This is a genomic window from Brevibacterium sp. Mu109 (genome assembly GCF_900169375.1).
Classification (GTDB): Bacteria; Actinomycetota; Actinomycetes; order Actinomycetales; family Brevibacteriaceae; genus Brevibacterium; species Brevibacterium yomogidense_A.
Window position 1 is genome coordinate 97,679 of sequence record NZ_FXZF01000006.1, and the last position, 18,239, is coordinate 115,917.

Consider the following 18,239-nt stretch of genomic DNA (forward strand, 5'->3'; position numbering starts at 1 on the left):
CCTGTTCGCAGAACGCACGACAGGCTCAGCTCAAAGACCAGAACTCATTCGTGAGGCATCTTCGAGCCGTCCTCCGCCCCGTCAGAGGTGGACTGACTCCGCACTGTCCGCGTACTCGTCCACGGCATCGTCGGCGAACGCGTCCCTGATCGTCTCGAGCTCCTCCTCGTCGACGTTGAGGATCGCCTGCCCGTCGCCCGACCGGCCCGCACCTGCGATCGGAGCGGAGAAGAACTGCATGTCCCCCGACCGCATGCTGCGCATCTCGTAGGCCAGCGATGCGATCTTCGAGGAGTCCAGCTTGTCGTCCACCGTCATGTAGGGGGAGAAGTCCCGCACCAAGCCCGCCACCTTCACGGGGTTGCCCAGGGTGCCGGCCGTGATGATCTCGTCCATGAGTCCGGAGAGGAACGCCTGCTGGTTGCGGATGCGCTGGAGGTCGCCGTCCGCGAAGTTCTTGCGCGCCCGGACGAACGCCAGCGCTTCCTCGCCGGAGAGTTCGTTCGCGCCCTCGGTGAAGGAATGGCCGCCGGATTCGAAGGAGCTCTCCGATTCCACCGTCACGCCGCCCACGCTGTCAGTGAGCGCCTGGAAGCCCTCGAAGTCCATGATCGCGACGTGGTGGATGGGTGCGTCGATGAAGTCGCTGACGGTCTGCGTGGCGAGCGGGAGTCCGCCGTGGCTCATGGCCGCATTGATCTTCCCCTGCCCGTGGCCCTCGATGTCCACCCAGGTGTCGCGGGGGATCGACATGATCTGCGCGCCCTGGCGGTCACCGCTCAGGTGCATGACCATGATCGTGTCCGAGCGGTTGCCGCTGGAATCGCCGGAGTAGTCGACGTCCTCGTCACGGGCGTCGGAGCCCAGCAGGAGGATGTTCAGGGCCCCGTCGTCCTCCGCGACCGGCTGCTGGCCGCCGAACACCGCGTCCTCACCCATCTGGTTCGAGTTGTCGTTCCACAGGCTGCCCAGGTAGAACACGTAGGCGGCGATGGCCGCGACGACGAGCAGGACCAGGACGAGGAGGATCGCCAGGAGCTTCCGACCGGTCTTCTTCTTGCGCGGGCGGGCAGCGGTCCGCGTCGCAGCGGCCCCGCCCGATGCAGTCGTCGCATCGTCGGAGCCGAAGATCGCATCGAAGTCAGGATTCTGAGACACAGGCGTCCTTGCGGGTCGGGTCGGAGTTCACCGCAGTCTACCGGCCCGTCACGTCGTCGAGCCACGCCTGCGCCCGGTCGAACGCGTCGTCCGCGACCCGCGGATCGACGGCCTTCTTCGTTCCGTTCAGCTCTGTGCGGGTGGCCGATGCCATGGGGTACGAGCCCAGGAACTTCACGGACCCCGCAACGCGGTGGATGCCGCGCAGCGCCTCGGCCACACGCGCCTCCGCCACGTGCCCCAGCACGTCGATCGAGAACTGGTACAGGCCCAGCCCGTCGCCGGTGGGCCGCGATTCGATGCGTGACATGTTCACGCCGCGGGCGGACAGCTGCTCGAGCATCTCCAGCAGCGCACCGGCCCTGTCGCTCGCCAGTCCCACGACGATCGTCGTGCGGTCCCAGCCGGTGGGCTCCGGGATCGCGCCCGGGCGCTCGACGCAGATGAACCGCGTCTCCGCCAGCGTGTTGTCGCCGATGTCGTCGGCGAGCACCTCGAGCCCGTACGTCTGCGCCGCCAGCAGCGGCCCGATGACCGCCTGGTAGGGCAGGTCCGTCGAACCCGCCACCCCCGCCGAGGCCCCCGCCGGCTCCGCGGACGCCGCCAGTTCCTGCGCGGCCGCCGCCGTCGAGGACGTCACCCGGTACTCGGCCTGGGGCGCGTTCCGCTGCATCCAGAGCCGCGTCTGCGCCTCCGCGTGCGGGTGGGTGCCGTAGGACCTGAGCGTCTCGCGCGTGACCGTCCCCGGCAGGGCGGCGAGCACGAAGCGGACGGGGACGACGGCCTCGGCGACGATCTGCAGCCGACCGTAGCGGGTCAGCGCATCGAGGGTGGCCGGCACGCCTCCCTCGACCGAGTTCTCGATGGGCACGACCGCCGCATCGACCTCGCCCGCGCGCACCGCCTCGAGCATCGCGTCGGCGGAGCGCATCGGAATGCGCTCGGCCGTCTCGAGCACTCCGCGCTCCGTGAGGAGGCCGATCAGGGCGGCCTCGGTGAAGGTCGCCGCGGGGCCCAGGTAGGCGTACCGCGTGCTGGACTGGTCCGTCACGAGAGCGCGCCTCCGGTTTCGCGACCCGGCCGTCGGCCACCGCTCACACGACCGCGCAGCTCACGGGCGGCGAGCGCACGCGCGACGTCCCGGTACTGGGCGGCGCGGTGCAGCTGTGCTCGGAGGTCGCGGCCCGTCACGCGGTGGTGGAGGTCGCATTCGACCTCGCGCACGCGCATGCCGGCCCAGACGAGATCGATCGTCATGCCGGTCTCGACGCCCCACCCCGGGGCGAACGGCTGGGTCGCCGTGAACGCTTCCCGGGTCATGCAGCGCATGCCGGACAGCGGCTGGGTGGCCTGGAACCCGGACAGCCGCTCGATGCCCTTCTTCGCGAGGCCGACGACGAAGCCGAACCCGCCGCCCGCACGCTTCTGCGCGGGCAGGACCGCGATCGTCGCGTCCGCTTCGCCGGCAAGGACCGGCCCGGCCAGCGGTGCCGTGTTCACGGCGGAGTCCTCGAGGTCCCCGTCGATGAACAGCAGCGCGCGGTGGCGCGCCTGCTCCCCCGGGGCCAGCTCGGAGATCTCCCGGTTCCGCACGGCGAACGAACCCGTCATCATCGCCTGGGCCTTGCCCTTGTTGGTGCGGTGGGTGACGACCTGGGCGCCGGCGGCGCGGGCACGCGGCCCTGTGCCGTCCGACGACCCGTCGTCGACGACGAGCACGAGATCCGCTCCCGGGATCCGCTTCGCCGAGGCGACGGTCGCCGCGATCCGATCCTCCTCGTCCTTCGCCGGGATGATCACGGCGACGGCATGCGGGGCGCCGGCCGGGACCTCGGCGGCGGAGTTCTGCGCGGGTGAGCTCATCGGATGGTCAGCTGGCGTGAGACCACGCCGGCCTTCGCTCGGCGCTCTTCGTGATCGAGCGGTGACGTGACAGCTGCAGCCTCGTCGAACCGGGCGACGAAGGCCGCGAGGCCCTCCTCGAGGTCGTCCGGCTGCGTGTCCGGAGCGAACTCCCAGACGGGGACTGCGATGCCGTGGGCGCGGAAGCAGCCCAGGTACTTGCCGCTGTCCGCGCCCATGTCGTTGCCGCTCTTGGCATGGAGGCGGGCAAGGGCATTGAGGACGACGTCCTCCTGCTCCGTGTGCGCCCAGCGGACGTAGACGCGGCCGGCCATGTTGGTCCAGTAGGCGGCCGGTGCGGACACGAGCTTCTCCGTGGGGCTGATCGCCTCGTTGGCCTGATCGAGCGCGGCGACGACGTCCTCGTCACGCTGCGATTCGTCCTCCGGCAGCCAGAAGTCGAACGTCTCGTGGACGGTGACGTCGAAGGGCACGGACAGGTCGAGGATGTCCTGCAGGCGCGGGCCCTCACCCGGCTGGGAGTCGACCTCGCGGAACGTGCCGGGCTCACCCTCGGCGACGGCCAGCAGTGCGGCGGCGATGTCGCGGGACGGATCCGGCGACGAGAACGGCACCTGCAGACCCGCCATGAGGAGACCGTCCTGACGGTGCAGCGCCTGCCAGGCCGCCGGCAGCAGCGAGGCGAAGGTGACCTCACGGCCCCCGTACTCCTCCGTCAGCTTCGCGGTGGCGGTGGCGGCGGGGACCAGCTCGCGCAGGCAGACGAGGTCCGCCTCGAACGGCAGGCCCTCGAACGGCCTGGGCACCCATGCGCCGGCCTTCGCCTTCGCGAGGCGCTTGGCGATGATCTCTTCCTTGGACTTCTTGGACTTCTTTCCCATGCGGATGAGTCTACGTGGGGTGGGGAGGGCTGGAGTGTGAGATGCGGTGGGACGGGGGGCCGGGTGGTTTGGCAGGATGAGGTGAGCGTCACAGCCCGCATCATCGGACACGGCGAAGGAGCCTCCCATGACTGACTCGACCCAGCGGTCAGCCACAGAACCGACGATCATCTACCCCGCACGGCTGGTGCGGACGATGGATCCCACCTGCCCCACCGCCGAGGCCGTCGCGGTGCGCGGAGACCGCTTCCGCGCCGTCGGGACGGTGGAGGAGCTGCTCACCTACCCACGCGCCGTCGTCGACGATCGGTACAAGGACGCGGTCCTGCTGCCCGGGTTCGTCGAGGCGCACAGCCACGGCGGCACCGGCAATGTGTGGAAGGGGACGTACGTCGGGTTCGTCGACCGCACGGATCCCGACGGCGTGCACTGGCCCGGCTGCCGTTCGGTCGCGGACGTCATCTCCCGGCTGCAGGCGGAGGAGGCGAAGATCGCGGACCCGGAGCAGACGATGATCGCGTGGGGCCTGGACCCGATCTTCTTCGACGGAGAGCCGCTCACGGCGACGGACCTGGACCGGGTGTCCACGACGCGCCCGATCTACATCAACCAGGCGAGCGGCCACGCGTGCACCATCAACACCGTGGCGATGCAGCGGTGCGGGGTGGACGAGGCGGCGGGCGTCGACGGCGTCGCCCTCGACGCGGACGGCAGGCCCAACGGCGAGCTGCACGAGTTCGTGGCGATGGGGCTCGTGCAGGAGCTGGCGAAGAACAGCGACCTGCTGAGCGTCGATGCGGAGGCACTGGCGAAGTTCGGGCAGAACGCGGTGAACACCGGCACGACCACCGTGACAGACCTGGGATCGCGCGTGCTCATGAGCGACGAGGGGGTGGACCTCTACCGCACATCGGTGGGCGAGGACTATCCGGCGCGGATGCACGTCTTCCACTTCGGTGCGGGCGTGGGGCCGATGTCCTCCGGGCTCGTCGAGGACGCGCAGCGGCTCGTCGAGCTGCGGGACTCGTCGACCGACACGCTGCGCTTCGGCGGGGTGAAGCTCATGCTCGACGGGACCCTGCAGGGCTTCACCGCCCGGGTGCGGGAACCCGGCTACTACGGCGACCAGCCCAACGGCATGTGGAACGTGAGTCCGGAGGAGTTCCACCGCGCCTTCGAGGTCTTCCACCAGGCCGGCCTCCTCATCCACGTCCACTGCAACGGCGACCAGTCGACCCAGCTGTTCCTCGACACGCTCGAGCGGGTGCTCATCGCGCACCCCCGGCCGGATCACCGCCACACGTGCACGCACTCGCAGATGTCCACACCCGCCCAGTACCGCAGGCTCGCGGCCCTGGGCGCGTGCGCGAACATCTTCTCCAACCACATCTGGCAGTGGGGCGACCAGCACCTGGACCTCACGATGGGGCCCGATCGGGCGCGCAGGAACAACGCCGCGGCCACTGCTCTGCGAAGCGGGGTGCCGATCAGCGTGCACTCGGACTCGCCCATCACCCCGCTGGGTCCGCTCGCGTCGGCGAAGCACGCGACGACTCGCCTCACGCAGTCCGGGCGCGTCATGGGCGAGACGGAGCGGATCAGTGCGGAGGCGGCACTCGAGGCGATCACGCTGGGCAGCGCGTACATGCTCAAGAGCGACGACGAGGTCGGATCGATCGAGCCGGGCAAGTTCGCAGACCTGGCGGTGCTGGCGGAGGATCCGCTGGCGGTCGCGCCCGAGGCCATGGGCGACATCCGCATCCACGGCACGGTGGTGGGAGGCCGGCACTTCGCCAGCAACGTGCAGGAGCGGTGAGGTGATCTGATGGGGGCCTCGGCGGACGTCACGAAGCCGCTCACGCTGGTGAGCGGCTACCTGGGATCGGGGAAGACGACGCTCATCAACCACGTCCTGCGCAGCGGAGCGCTGGGGCGGGCTGCGGTCGTCGTCAACGACTTCGGCGACGTGAACATCGATGCGGCGCTCATCCGGTCGTCCGGTGCAGACACGATCGAACTGACGAACGGGTGCATCTGCTGCCAGATCACGGACGACGTGCAGCGGACCATGGGCGTGCTCGCGGCGCGCGACGACCTGGACCACGTCGTGTGCGAGGTGAGCGGGATCGGCGACCCTGCGCAGCTAGGCGCGTGGAGGACCTACCCGGGGTTCCGACCCGGTGGCGTCGTCGTGTGCGTCGATGCCGGCATGACGGTGAGGCGGCTGCGGGACGAGTTCGTGGCCGACGTCGTCCAGGCGCAGATTCAGGCTGCGGACCTGCTGGTGGTGACGAAGGCGGAAGCGGCGGGGACGGCGGCGGTCTCGCTGACCGTGGAGGCGTGCGGGACGATCGCGGCCGAGGTGCCAGTCGAGGTCGTGCGGGACGACGATTGGGCGCCGGTGCTGCGGGCTCTCGAGGGGGTGCGGGCCGGCGCCGAGGTGAGTACCGGCGCCGAGGTGCGGGCCGACGCTGAGGTGCGGGCCGTCGAGAGGGTGCCGAGCCGCGCGGGGGTGCGTACTGCGCGCTCGACGGACCGCACACCAGCACGCCCGATGGAGCATGCGGCGGTCCACTCGACGGTCACCGTCGACGTGCCACGCCCCGCGGATGTCGACGCGATCATCGCGGTGCTGCGATCGCACGCCGCTCACCTGGTACGGGCGAAGGGGATCGTGCAGGACGCGGCGGGCACGTGGGTCGCGGTGCAGCTGGCAGGAGGAGAGGTGACGGTCGAGACAGCGACGGCAGCTGCTGGCTCGGCTGCTTCCGGGTCCGCTGCCTCGGATGCCCGTTCGTCTGCCATCGTCCTCATCGCGGCAGGGCCCGACGCGGATGAGGCACTGGAGCGAGCCGCGCAGGAACTGGCGGGTCGGCACGGACGGTGACCGGGACCTCGGCGGCGGTGCTGCGGATTCGAATGCTCAACATCCGCACGATCTGCGGCCCAGAACCGTGCGGATGTTGTGCTTTCGCGCGGGGGGGGGCTGGTTGTTGGCGCCGGTGGCTGGGTCCGTAAGCGTCAGTCGGTGGGGTTGAAGTTGCGGACGTAGGCGTCGCGCAGGGCTTCCCAGCCCACGGCCAGCGCGTCCTCGCCGACGACCCGCTCGACGTCCTGGCCGTCGAGCACCAGCGAGAGCACCGTGAAGCACACGTGCCAGCCTGCGGCCGTCATCGGCACCAGGTCCTGCTGCGCGAAGGTCTGGGTGAGTGCGAGATGCGTCGCTGCGGCGGAGCCCCCAGTCGGCCCGTCGGCCGCTTCGGCTCCGGCATGAACCTCGGACTCCGTGAGCTCCCACAGCACCTCGCCCATGCCCCAGGCATGGCGCAGGACGGTGCCGGGCTCGAGTTCGATGACCCGGGCCTCGGTCGTGGGCGCGTCGGGGGTCTCATGGGACTGGGCCGGGCCGACCTCGGTGAGTGGACGGTCAGGGACGATCGGCGACCAGAGCGCCAGCAGCTCCGGCTGCGTGAGATGGTCCCAGACCCGCGACGCAGTAGCATCGACCGTCAGACCCAGCGTCAGCAGCGTCGTACCGTGCGACAGCGACTGCGACTCCGCGGACACCGGGAGGGAGGCGAGCGCACCGGTGACGGCGGCTACGGTCTGATCGGTCAGCGGCATGCGGGACTCCTTCTGCACGTGCGCGGGGGACGTATCCGATCCGACCCTATCCGAGCGGTCTGCCCGGCCGGCTCCGAGCGACGCGCCGGGCAGGCTCCGCACAGTAAGCCCGGCTGGGTCCTTGCGGCGAGCCCGGCCGGGTCCGCACAGCGGAGGACGAACCGCAGAGGCCGATGAGTCCGTCACTTGAGATCGTCCTCAATTCCGTTGACCCGCACACGCAGGTGTGAAAGATTCTGAACGAACGATAAGAAGTGCGGGACCCGTGTCCACGCACTTGATCTGACCCCGCTCGAAGGAGAGAACATGTCAGCACGTTTCCAGGACAAGGTCGCGATCGTCACCGGCGCATCGCGCGGCATCGGGCTGGGGATCGCCCAGCGGCTCGTCGATGAGGGCGCCCGCGTCCTGCTCACCGCTCGCGGCGAGGACGCCCTCAAAGAGGCGGTCGAGCAGCTGGGCGGACCCGACAAAGCGATCTACGCCGCCGGCAAGGGCGACGACGACGCCCACCAGGATGCGGCCATCGCCCAGGTGACCGAGGCCTTCGGACCCGTCGACATCCTCGTGAACAACACCGGCATCAACCCCGTCTACGGCCCCCTCATCGACATGGAGGACCGGGCGATCTCGAAGCTGTTCAACGTGAACGTCCTCTCCACCATGCAGTGGACGCGCAAGGTCTACGCGGCGTCGATGAAGGAGCGCGGCGGATCGATCGTCAACCTGTCGTCGGTCGCCGCAGTCCGCCAGCCCCACATGATCGGGTTCTACGGCGCGACGAAGCAGATGATCACGCACATCACCAAGCAGTACGCGATGGAGCTCGGCCCGGACATCCGCGTCAACGCGATCGCCCCGGCCGTCGTGAAGACGAAGTTCGCGGAGAAGCTCTACGAGGAGGGCGAGGAGAAGGTCGCGGCCGCCTACCCGGCCAAGCGCCTGGGCGTCCCGGAGGACATCGCGGCCCTGGCCGCCTTCCTCCTGTCGGACGAGGCTTCGTGGATCACCGGCGAGCTGGTCGTCGCGGACGGCGGCGTCACCCTGGGCGGAGGCGCCTGAGGGCGACACTCTGACCGACGTGCCCTGACGGAGATCCTCCGCGGGGCGTGCAGGCTGAGGGGCAGGGGAGGCGTGACGCGCCCCTGCCCCTCAGCCCGTTCCGCTACTCCTCAGCCTGTTCCACGATCCGCGCGGCGAAGAGGGCGAACAGCACCGTGAGCAGCACGGTCGCCAGGGTGGTCCAGCCATACGCGGTCGTCATCGGCAGCAGCTGGGTCAGCCCCGCGAAGATCGTCGACAGCACGGCGATGCCCAGCCCGATCCCCGTCTGCTGCGCCGTGGCCACCAGCCCGCCGGTCAGCCCCGCCGCCTCATCGGGCACCGCGGCCATGACGACGGACACCAGCGGCCCCATCATGAGCCCCTGTCCGCCGCCGATCAGCACCCCTGCGAACTGGTACCAGACGAAGAAGTGGTCGACGCCCACGATCGCGACGATGCCCAGGCCCACGAGCCCGACGCCCTGGATCACCGATGCCATGAGCAGCGTCCGCCGCCCTCCGTGCACTGTGCCGCCCAGCCGCACCACGATCCGCGGGGCCAGGGCGGATGCGATGACGAAGGCGAGCGCCAGTGTCGCGGTCGCCAGTCCCGATTCCCAGGGCGCCAGCCCATAGCCCTGCTGGCTGAGGATCGCGTAGTTGTAGGCGAACCCGCCGATCATCATGAACAGCAGGCACGCGAGCGCCATCCCGGTGCGCACCGCCGGTTCCCGCATGACCTCCAGCGGCAGGATCGAGGGACGCTGCGAGCGCTCGCGCAGGCGTGCGTGCAGGGCCAGCAGGCCGAAGCACACCGCCGAGGCCCCCAGCAGTCCCGCGGTCCACAGCAGCGGGCCCGGTGGAGACAGCGGCGCGACCAGGTCGATGGCCGCGACATTCGTGAGCCCGGCGATGAGGAGCAGCAGCGCCAGCGCCACGAGCACCGATCCGCGAGCGTCGAGTCCCAGTGGTTTCGGCGATCGGGTCTCCGTGAGGTGACGCGCACCGACCCACGCGATGACGGCGAGCACGCCCACGGTGGCGAACGCCGCCCGCCATCCCAGGTCCGGGCCGAATGCGCTGTTGACCAGTCCTCCGATCACCTGTCCGGCCACCGTGCCGCTGCCGGCGAAGACGCTGTAGAGCCCCACCGCTCGCAGTCGCGCACTCCCCTGGAGGATCGACTGGATGCTCGCGAGCACCTGCGGCGTGGTGACCGCCGCCGCGCAGCCCTGCACCAGGCGCGCCACGACGAGGAACTCCATCGTCGGGGCGCTGGCCGTGAGAAGAGCCGTGATCGCCAGGGCCAGGGTGCCTGCGCGGAACATGCGCCGGCGCCCCCACCGGTCTCCCAGACGACCGAAGAAGATGAGGCCCGCGGCGAAGGTCGCAGAGTACGCGCCGACGACCAGGGAGGTTCCGGACTCGGAGATCTGCAGACCGTACTGGATGCCGGGAGCGGAGATCGCGGCGACGGCGATCGTGTACGTGGCGAGGAAGGTGACGACGTAGAGGGGCCAAACAGTGGGTCGCGACGACTCCTGCATCTGCACCACACCTTTGTCGAACACTCGATAGAAACAGCGACTCCACGTCACTCTAGACCACGGCGGTGCTCTCGAACCGGAGGGTCAGGCAGCAGGCTACGGGCTGGCTGGGCGGCACGCGCCTCACCGGTCCGTGAGCGGTCCCCCGGACACCACCAGCGACATCGCCGCAGCGGCCGCGACCGCGGCACCGGCGAACAGCAGCAGCATCGACCCGACCGGGTAGAGCAGCGCCGTCCAGGCGAAGCCCGTCGCGAGTCCCATGAAGCGCGCCGTGTTGTGCATGCCGAACGCCAGGGAGTTCTTCCCCGTCTGCGACAGCGACACGGAGAAGGCGGAGATGCTCTGGCCCGCGTTGATCGCGACGCCCATCAGGAGCAGGGCGATGATGATGCCCACCGACTGCACGCCGACGAGCGCCGTGCCCGGCCCCCAGTCCATCCACACGCCCAGGAGCAGCGGGACGGCGATCAGGGCGCCCAGCGAGGTGATCGCGGCTCTCCAGCCGCCCAGCTTCGTCCGCAGGGCAGACGTCAGTCGCGCCGATGTCGCCATCGCAGCCGCCATCGCGAAGACGATCACTCCGACCGGGCCGGGTCCCAGACCCAGCTCCTGCGCGATCCACAGCGGCAGCGAGGACAGCACGATCCCCATGATGAACATCGTCGTCGCCGCCATCGCAGTCGCGCGAGCGTACCTGCGCTCCAGCAGGGACCTCGGCGGCAGGAGCCTGTCCGGCCGCTTCGCCGCGATCACGAGGAAGATCACGCCGCTCACCAGCGCGGCGAGGCCCACCATCACATCCGGGCCCCAGGCGACGCGCTGGCCGACCATCGTGGCGGCCACGACGAACAGCCCGATCGACAGCATGAGGACGACGACGCCCGGCGCATGGATCGGCACCCTGCGGCCCGGGAGATGCGGCACCGTCACGAGTACTGCCACCAGGAGGATCGCGGAGAAGATCCCGGCGAAGCCGAAGACGCCGCGCCAGCCGAAGAACTGGGCGACGAGACCGCCGATGGGCGGACCCATCGCCTGGCCGACACCGATCGCGGCCGCCCACGCAGCCAGCGCGGAGGCGCCCTTGGCGGGCCACAGCGCGGGCAGGGACCTCTGCACGCCCGGTGGGAACGTCGCGCACGCGATCCCCTGGACGGCGCGCAGCACGATCAGCATCTCCAGGCTCGTCGAGAAGACTGCGGCGAGCTGGGCGACGGACAGCAGGCCCAGCCCCACCGCGACGACGCGGATGGCGCCCAGACGGTCGCACAGCCAGCCGGCCAGCGGGACGAAGACGGCCATCGCGACGGTGTACGCCGCGATGCTCAGGACGACGCGGCTGTCGGACGCCCCGAAGTCCTCCTTGATCCAGTCCAGCGGCGCGTTGATGATCGTGCCGCCCACTGTGCCGGCCGAGGTCGTGCCCAGCAGCGCGACGTACGCCGCGCGCCCCGGCACCCGTGACGGCGCACCGCCGCCCGCATCATCCGGAGGGTCGCCGGGTGTCCCGTCTCCACGTCCCGGCGGTCGACTCATCCCGGGTCAGTCCTCCTGCGTCGGAGTGCTCAGCCACGCGCGGACCCGCTCGGAGTCCTGCCCCAGAGTGGGCGGCGCGAGGTCGTAGGAGACCTTCGTCTTCGACATCGTGATCGGATTGCGGACGGTGGGGATGACACGGTCACCGGATCCGGCCTCGGCGACTGGGTCCAGTCCCATCGACTCGGCGAGCTGGACGCCCTGCTCGACCGTGTTGATCGGTGCGCACGGCAGGCCCGCAGCAGAGAGGATCTCGTACCATTCCTGCGCGTCCTTGTGCGAGAGGGCCTCTGTGAGCAGCGGCTCGAGGTCCTTCCGGTGCGTGTTGCGGGGGAAGGCCGTGGCGAACCGGTCGTCCTCGAGCCATTCCGGTCGACCCACGCCGTTGGCCAGCATGACGAACTGGCGGTCGTTGCCGCAGGCGATGATGAGGTCGCCGTCCTTCGTGGGCATCGGCTGATAGGGGTACAGGCTGGGGTGCTCGTTGCCCATCCGATGCGGGACATTGCCCGCCGCGACGTACCCGGACGTCTGATTGACCAGCCCGGACAGGGCCGATGACAGGAGGTTCGTATCGACCTTCTGCCCCTCGCCGGTGTTGAGTCGGTGCTGCAGTGAGGCGAGGATGCCGATGGTCGTGTGCAGACCGGTGATGACGTCGAAGATCGCGACGCCCGCGCGGAAGGGAGGCCCGTCCGCGTCACCCGTCAGGCTCATGAAGCCGGACAGCCCCTGGACCAGCAGGTCGTAGCCCGGCTGCGGGTTCGACGGGCCGAAGCCCGTGACGGACGAGTAGACGACGTTCGGGTTGTCCTTCGCCACCGAGTCGTAGTCGAGCCCGAACTTCACGAGGCCCCCGGGCTTGAAGTTCTCCACGACGACGTCCGCGCGACGCGCCAGCTCACGCGCGAGCTCCAGGTCGCCGGAGTCCTTGAAGTCGAGCACCACGTCGTACTTGTTGCGGTTGATCGACAGGTAGTAGGTCGCGTCCTCGTCGCGCACCGGCGGCCTCCACAGGCGGGTGTCGTCACCGCCGGGGCCCTCCACCTTGATGACGGTGGCGCCCAGATCCGCGAGCATCATCGTCGCGTAGGGGCCCGCGAGCACGCGGGAGAAGTCCGCGACCACGATCCCGGACAGCGGACCGCTGCCCTTCCGGTCGAAGATCTCGTGGAGGTCTTCAGTGCTCATGTGCGTGGGTACTCCTTGTTCGTGGTGATGAGCGTCGTCATCCGAGGGTCAGCGGAGGTAGAGGCGGACGGTGTCGATCTCGTCGCGCAGCAGTCGCACCTCTTCGACCGTGGGCTCCATCGTCGACAGCACTTCGTCTGCGACCTGGAGATCCCAGCCGGTCGCCTCCTTCACCTGGTCGACGGTGACGCCGGGGTGGGTGTGCGTGAGGACGAGCTCGCCGAACTTGTCAGCCCGCTGCAGGACGCCCAGCGGTGTGATGACCACGCTCACGCCGTGCCCCTGCGGCTGGATGCCGTCGCCGGACTCCGCCGCCGCGACGGGTGAGGCAGATGTGATGAAATCCAGTTCTGCGGGGAACGACGCATGATCGTGACGGCGGATGATCACGAAGATCTCGCCCGAGTTCGCCATGATGTCCGCCGCACCGCCGGAACCGGGAAGCCGCACGGTGGGCTTCTCCCAGTCGCCGATCACGGTCGTGTTGAGTGATCCGTGGCGGTCGATCTGCGCGGCGCCCAGGAAGCCCACGTCGACGTTGCCGCCCTGCAGGACGTAGCCGAACAGCGCCTGCATGCTCACGACGGACTCCGAGCCGGACACCACGACCGAATCGGCGATGCCCTCGGCCATCGCCTCCGGATGGGCGCCGGCGACACCCGATTCGTAGATGAGCTCGATGTCGCGGTTCAGGGTGCGGTGTGCGAGGTCCACGGCGAGGGTCGGCAGGCCGATCCCCGCGAACACCGTGCGCTTGTCGGCCAGCATCTTCGATGCCGCGCACACGATGAGCTCTGTCTGGGAGTAGTCCGGGGCGGTCGTCATCACGCTTCTCCTCCATTCGCGGCCGCGAGCATGCGCCTGCCGTAGTCCACCGGCTGCGACGGCTTCGACGCGACCCGCAGCGAGTCCAGCTGCTCCTCACCGATCGTCGCGAGGTACTCCGCGTGATCGGCGGTGCCGTGGATGTGCTCGTCGAGCCACTCCTGCAGGCGCTGAGGGTCCTTCGCCATCTTCGGCCACATTCGGTAGAAGGCGTTGTCGCGGTCGTACGAGCCCTGCACGTAGGACGGGTGCGCACCGCGCGGCACGACGCAGACGGCATCGACCGCGTGGGCCGGGATGAGCGTGCGGTTGGGGTCGGAGCGGATGACCTCGTCGTCGACGATCTCCTCGACCGTCACGATGACGCGCTCGGCCGCGTAGACGGCCTCCTGCTGCACTCCCGTGATGCCCCAGATCTGCGCATTGCCGCGGCTGTCCGCACGCTGCGCGTGGATGATCGTGACGTCGGGGTTGAGCGGCGGGACGACGTACGCGGTGCCTTCGCCGTAGGGGTTGTCGACCAGCCGGATGTCCGGGTTCACCTTCGGCAGGTCCGAGCCCGCGAAGGAGCGGATCGGGATGAACGGAAGGCGAGATGCGCCCGCGTGGTAGCGCAGGACCATCGCGTGGTGGCTGTACTCCTCGACCGCCAGGGGCGCGGGGTCGTGGTCTTCGAGCCGACGGCGGATCTCGTAGAGGCTGCCCGCAGATCCGGACGCGAAGAACGAGCAGACCAGTCGATCGACGCACCCGGCCGCGATCATCATGTCCGCGATGAGATCCGGCGTCATGCGGCAGAAGGTCAGGCCGCGGCGCTTCTGTCGGATGATCTCGTGGCCCGCGGCGAACGGGATGAGGTGGCTGAACCCCTCGAGCGCGATCGTGTCACCGTCGCGCACCAGCGATGCGATCGCTTCCGGCAGCGGTAGGACCTTGTCCTTCGCCATGTGTTCTTCCACCCCTCATCGGTCAACTGTGACCCAGATAGATTAAGTCAGTTTCGACAGGGAATCCAGTGGCGATACTTACCAAGAGGGCATGAATCGTGGCATAATCACCCCATGGAGCTCCAGCAGGTACGTGCGTTCCTCGCCGTCGCAGAGGAACTGCACTTCGGACGTGCGGCAGAGCGATTGGGCATCGCGCAGCCGCCGCTCAGTCGTGCGATCCGCCAGTTCGAGCATGAACTGGGCACCGAACTCTTCCACCGCACCACCCGACAGGTCGCGCTCGCACCGGCCGGCACAGCCCTGCTGGGTCCGGCCCGCGCCCTGCTCGCAGCCGCAGAGACCGCAGAGCAGTCCGTGCAGATGGCATCCGCGGGTGACATCGGCCGCGTGCGCCTGGGCCTGGGCACGCTGTCCTCCCACCGCGTCGCCTCCCGGATGGTCGCCGCGACGCACCGCCGCAAGCCCGGCATCACCGTGGAGATGGAGAGCAACGTGTACTCGGAGGAAGCGATCGCTCGCCTGCACGACGGCTCGCTCGACCTCGCACTGGTCCGCTGGCAGACGCAGCCGCCCGGGGTCATCGGCCGTCCGGTGATCATCGAGCGGCCCATGGTCGCGGTCCACGCCGACCATCGCCTGGCAGGCCGCTCGTCCGTCACCGTCGACGAACTGCGCGACGAGGCGTTCATCCTGCTCCCGGCCGATCCCGGGTCCACGATGCGCGACCTGACGCTCCAGTGGTGCTACGCCGCCGGCTTCACCCCCCGCGTCGTCCAGGAGGCGCCGGACACCCAGCTGGTCGGCGCGCTGGTCTCCGCGGAGATGGGCATCACCATCACGTACGACTCGGTCATGGCGAACATCCACGACCCCCACCTCGTGGCCGTGCCGCTCGCTGTCGAGCACGACCCGATCACCGTCTACCTGGCGCACCGCGAAGGCGAGCTCGAGCCGGCGCTCCGAGAAGTCGTCGCCGCCGCCGAGGCCGCCGTTCCCACCGCGACCCGGTCCTGACCACCGTCCACACCACGAACGCAGAAAACCGCTCACAACCCAACGAGGAGTCACTGTGACCCAGACACCCGCATCCGCGAACGACATCGTCATCTGCGAACCGCTGCGTTCGCCCGTGGGCGCCTTCGGCGGACAGTTCAAGGACATCGCCCCCGAAGAGCTCGGCCGCCAGGTCGTCACCGCGCTCATCGAGAAGTCCGGCATCAACCCCGAGGCGATCGACGACGTCATCTTCGGCCAGTGCTACCCGCACATGGAGGCACCGGCGATCGGCCGTGTCGTCGCCCTGGACTCCGGCCTGCCGGCGACCGTCCCGGGCCGCCAGGTCGACCGCCGCTGCGGATCCGGTCTGCAGGCCGTGATCGACGGCATGGGTGCGATCGCCACCGGCGGCGCCCAGGTCGTCGTCGCGGGCGGCGCTGAGTCGATGTCTCGCGCACCGTTCTTCAACGAGGACATCCGCTGGGGCATCCGCGGCGGAAACGTCGAGCTCAAGGACGGACTGGTGCGCGGCCGCCTCACTGCCGGCGGCAAGAACTACCCGGTCCCCGGCGGCATGATCGAGACCGCGGAGAACCTCCGCGAGGAGTACTCGATCGGCCGCGAGGAGCAGGACCTGCTCGCCGTCGAGTCGCACCGCCGTGCGACCGCGGCCACGGAGAGCGGCGTGTTCGCAGAGGAGATCGTCCCGATCACGATCCCCGCGACCCGCAAGCAGCCGGAGCAGCAGATCACGCTCGACGAGCACATCCGCCCCAGCGCCAGCATCGAATCGCTGGGCAAGCTCAAGGCGATGCGCGCGAAGATCGATGAGAACTCCACTGTCACCGCAGGCAACGCCTCGGGCCAGAACGACGGCGCCGCCGCCACGATCGTCACGACCCGCGCGAAGGCGGAGGAGCTGGGCCTCAAGCCGCTCGTCCGCATCGTCAGCTGGGGCGTGGCCGGGGTCCCGCCGCGCACGATGGGCATCGGCCCGGTCCCTGCGACCAAGGTCGCCCTGGACCGTGCCGGGCTGGGGATCAAGGACATCGACCTCATCGAGCTCAACGAGGCGTTCGCGGCACAGGCACTGGCAGTCACCCGCGAGTGGGGCTTCGGCGCGTCCGACTTCGAGCGCACGAACGTCCACGGCTCCGGCATCTCGCTGGGTCACCCCGTCGGCGCGACCGGCGTGCGCATCCTCACGACGCTCGCGCGTGAGATGGACCGCCGCGGCGCCCGCTACGGCCTGGAGACCATGTGCATCGGCGGTGGCCAGGGCCTCGCCGCGATCTTCGAGCGCGTGGAGGCCTGAGCATGGCGCAGCCCCTCTCAGGCTTCACCGTCGTCGAGAACGATTCGTTCGTCGCCGCGCCGTCCGCCTGCCTGGCGCTCAGCCAGATGGGTGCGGAGATCATCAAGATCGATCCGCTCAAGGGCGGGCCGGACATCGACCGCTGGCCCATCACCGCGGAGGGGAGATCGATCTACTGGGGCACCCTCAACCGTGGGAAGCGCTCCGTGGCGATCGACCTCCGCAGCGAGGAGGGCCAGGAGCTCGCGCAGTCGCTCATCACCGCCACCGGTGACGAACCTGCGAAGACCGGCATCTTCATCACGAACAACGTGGGCCGCTCCTTCCTCACGGACGACGTGCTGCGCGCCAAGCGCGACGATCTCATCCACGTGAAGGTGCAGGGCTCCGCCGACGGCGGGCCGGGCGTGGACTACACCGTCAACGCGGAGACCGGCATCCCCGGCATCACCGGACCGGCGGAATCGCCGAGGCCCGCCAACCACGCGCTGCCAGCCTGGGATCTGCTGTGCGGGCAGGCCGCGGTCACCGCTGTCGTCTCCGGTCTTCTCCAGCGGTCGACGACCGGGGAGGGCACCTACGCGGAGATCGCGCTCAAGGACATCGCCCTGTCCGCTGTCGCCAACCTGGGCTGGTACACGGAGGCGCTCCAGCCCGCCGGTGAGCGCGAGAAGCACGGCAATCACATCTTCGGCACGTTCGGCACGGACTTCACCACGTCCGATGACCGCTCCGTCATGATCACAGCGATCACCCGACGGCAGTGGCAGGCGCTCGTCGATTCGACGGGCATGACCGCCGTCATCGAGGCCCTCCAGACTGCGCTTGGCATCGACCTGTCGCAGGAGGAGGCCCGGTACGCGCAGCGGGAGACGCTCGAAGCGCTCTTCAAGCCGTGGTTCGCCGCACGCACGCTCGACCAGGTCTCCGCGGAGCTGGCTGGCTCCGGCGTCCTGTGGGCGCCCTACCGCAGCATCGGGGAGGTCGCCCGCGAGGCGGCCGGGGCCTCGGCGGCGGGTGGATCGGAAGATGCTGGAACCGGAGTGATCCGGGGCCTCGCATCCGATCAGCTGGGCGACATGCTCGTCGGTGCGAACCCCATCAGATTCGACGGGGAGTACCTCTCCGGCGAGCAGCCCACGGTCCTGGGCGAAGCGACCCACGAGGTGCTCAGCGAGAAGCTGGGCCTCACACAGACGGAGCTGGGAAGACTCTCCGACTCCGGTGTCCTGAACAGTTGATAACGTAAGGGGACCGACCCGGAAGTGCGGTGCGCCACAGCGCCGTGGAAGGGGAAACGCGGTTCC

16 protein-coding genes are annotated in these 18,239 nt (G+C 69.5%); 6 read left to right on the forward strand and 10 right to left on the reverse strand.

Going from position 1 to position 18,239, the window contains the following annotated elements; all coding sequences use genetic code 11:
• Positions 1 to 81 precede the first annotated feature (81 nt).
• From BSP109_RS05355 to BSP109_RS05370, 4 genes are read right to left on the reverse strand one after another with little or no spacing between them, the layout of a single operon-like run.
• Complete coding sequence (locus BSP109_RS05355; protein WP_087009079.1) at positions 82 to 1,158, reverse strand: LCP family protein; 1,077 nt, start codon at positions 1,156 to 1,158, stop codon at positions 82 to 84.
• A gap of 37 nt (positions 1,159 to 1,195) precedes the next feature.
• Complete coding sequence (gene pheA, locus BSP109_RS05360; protein ID WP_101599635.1) at positions 1,196 to 2,209, reverse strand: prephenate dehydratase; 1,014 nt, start codon at positions 2,207 to 2,209, stop codon at positions 1,196 to 1,198.
• Complete coding sequence (locus BSP109_RS05365; RefSeq protein WP_101599636.1) at positions 2,206 to 3,021, reverse strand: glycosyltransferase family 2 protein; 816 nt, start codon at positions 3,019 to 3,021, stop codon at positions 2,206 to 2,208. The genes pheA and BSP109_RS05365 overlap by 4 nt, the downstream gene beginning before the upstream one ends.
• Positions 3,018 to 3,902, reverse strand: coding sequence for a DUF5926 family protein (locus BSP109_RS05370; protein ID WP_101599637.1), 885 nt, complete (start codon positions 3,900 to 3,902; stop codon positions 3,018 to 3,020). Before BSP109_RS05370 ends, BSP109_RS05365 begins: the two co-directional genes overlap by 4 nt.
• A 127-nt stretch (positions 3,903 to 4,029) precedes the next feature.
• On the opposite strand from BSP109_RS05370, the gene BSP109_RS05375 reads away from it, so the two are divergent.
• Positions 4,030 to 5,718, forward strand: coding sequence for an amidohydrolase (locus BSP109_RS05375; RefSeq protein WP_101599638.1), 1,689 nt, complete (start codon positions 4,030 to 4,032; stop codon positions 5,716 to 5,718).
• A 9-nt stretch (positions 5,719 to 5,727) separates the two neighbouring features.
• Complete coding sequence (locus BSP109_RS05380) at positions 5,728 to 6,789, forward strand: GTP-binding protein (protein WP_101599639.1); 1,062 nt, start codon at positions 5,728 to 5,730, stop codon at positions 6,787 to 6,789.
• A 134-nt stretch (positions 6,790 to 6,923) separates the two neighbouring features.
• Here BSP109_RS05380 and BSP109_RS05385 read toward each other — a convergent pair whose 3' ends face one another.
• Entirely contained in the window at positions 6,924 to 7,526 is a 603-nt protein-coding gene (locus BSP109_RS05385) for an SRPBCC domain-containing protein (protein WP_101599640.1), read from the reverse strand.
• Between the two features lie 306 nt (positions 7,527 to 7,832).
• Here BSP109_RS05385 and BSP109_RS05390 point away from each other — a divergent pair, with 306 nt between their 5' ends.
• Complete coding sequence (locus BSP109_RS05390) at positions 7,833 to 8,588, forward strand: SDR family oxidoreductase (protein ID WP_101599641.1); 756 nt, start codon at positions 7,833 to 7,835, stop codon at positions 8,586 to 8,588.
• A 103-nt stretch (positions 8,589 to 8,691) separates the two neighbouring features.
• Here the strand turns inward: BSP109_RS05390 and BSP109_RS05395 are convergent, their stop codons facing one another.
• From BSP109_RS05395 to BSP109_RS05415, 5 genes are all read right to left on the reverse strand, one after another.
• Positions 8,692 to 10,116 carry an MFS transporter gene (locus BSP109_RS05395; RefSeq protein ID WP_146001086.1) on the reverse strand — a complete coding sequence of 475 codons (1,425 nt, stop codon included), beginning with the start codon at positions 10,114 to 10,116 and terminating at the stop codon, positions 8,692 to 8,694.
• Positions 10,117 to 10,239: 123 nt separating this feature from the next.
• A complete protein-coding gene (locus BSP109_RS05400; protein WP_087009097.1) occupies positions 10,240 to 11,655 on the reverse strand; it encodes an MFS transporter in 1,416 nt (471 codons plus the stop codon).
• A 6-nt stretch (positions 11,656 to 11,661) separates the two neighbouring features.
• Positions 11,662 to 12,846: a CaiB/BaiF CoA-transferase family protein gene (locus BSP109_RS05405; RefSeq protein ID WP_101599643.1), complete on the reverse strand. Its 1,185-nt coding sequence runs from the start codon at positions 12,844 to 12,846 to the stop codon at positions 11,662 to 11,664.
• 48 nt (positions 12,847 to 12,894) lie between these two features.
• Positions 12,895 to 13,671 (reverse strand): CoA-transferase subunit beta, encoded by a 777-nt coding sequence (locus tag BSP109_RS05410; RefSeq protein ID WP_101599644.1) that lies wholly within the window; start codon positions 13,669 to 13,671, stop codon positions 12,895 to 12,897.
• Positions 13,671 to 14,618, reverse strand: a complete 948-nt coding sequence (locus tag BSP109_RS05415) for a CoA transferase subunit A (RefSeq protein WP_101599645.1) — start codon at positions 14,616 to 14,618, stop codon at positions 13,671 to 13,673. Before BSP109_RS05415 ends, BSP109_RS05410 begins: the two co-directional genes overlap by 1 nt.
• Positions 14,619 to 14,732: 114 nt before the next feature.
• On the opposite strand from BSP109_RS05415, the gene BSP109_RS05420 reads away from it, so the two are divergent.
• The 3 genes from BSP109_RS05420 to BSP109_RS05430 are packed head-to-tail and all read left to right on the forward strand — an operon-like array spanning position 14,733 to position 18,173.
• Positions 14,733 to 15,635 (forward strand): LysR substrate-binding domain-containing protein, encoded by a 903-nt coding sequence (locus tag BSP109_RS05420; protein ID WP_101599646.1) that lies wholly within the window; start codon positions 14,733 to 14,735, stop codon positions 15,633 to 15,635.
• 55 nt (positions 15,636 to 15,690) lie between these two features.
• Positions 15,691 to 16,932 carry an acetyl-CoA C-acetyltransferase gene (locus BSP109_RS05425; RefSeq protein WP_101599647.1) on the forward strand — a complete coding sequence of 414 codons (1,242 nt, stop codon included), beginning with the start codon at positions 15,691 to 15,693 and terminating at the stop codon, positions 16,930 to 16,932.
• A 2-nt stretch (positions 16,933 to 16,934) separates the two neighbouring features.
• Complete coding sequence (locus BSP109_RS05430; protein ID WP_101599648.1) at positions 16,935 to 18,173, forward strand: CoA transferase; 1,239 nt, start codon at positions 16,935 to 16,937, stop codon at positions 18,171 to 18,173.
• Positions 18,174 to 18,239 lie beyond the last annotated feature (66 nt).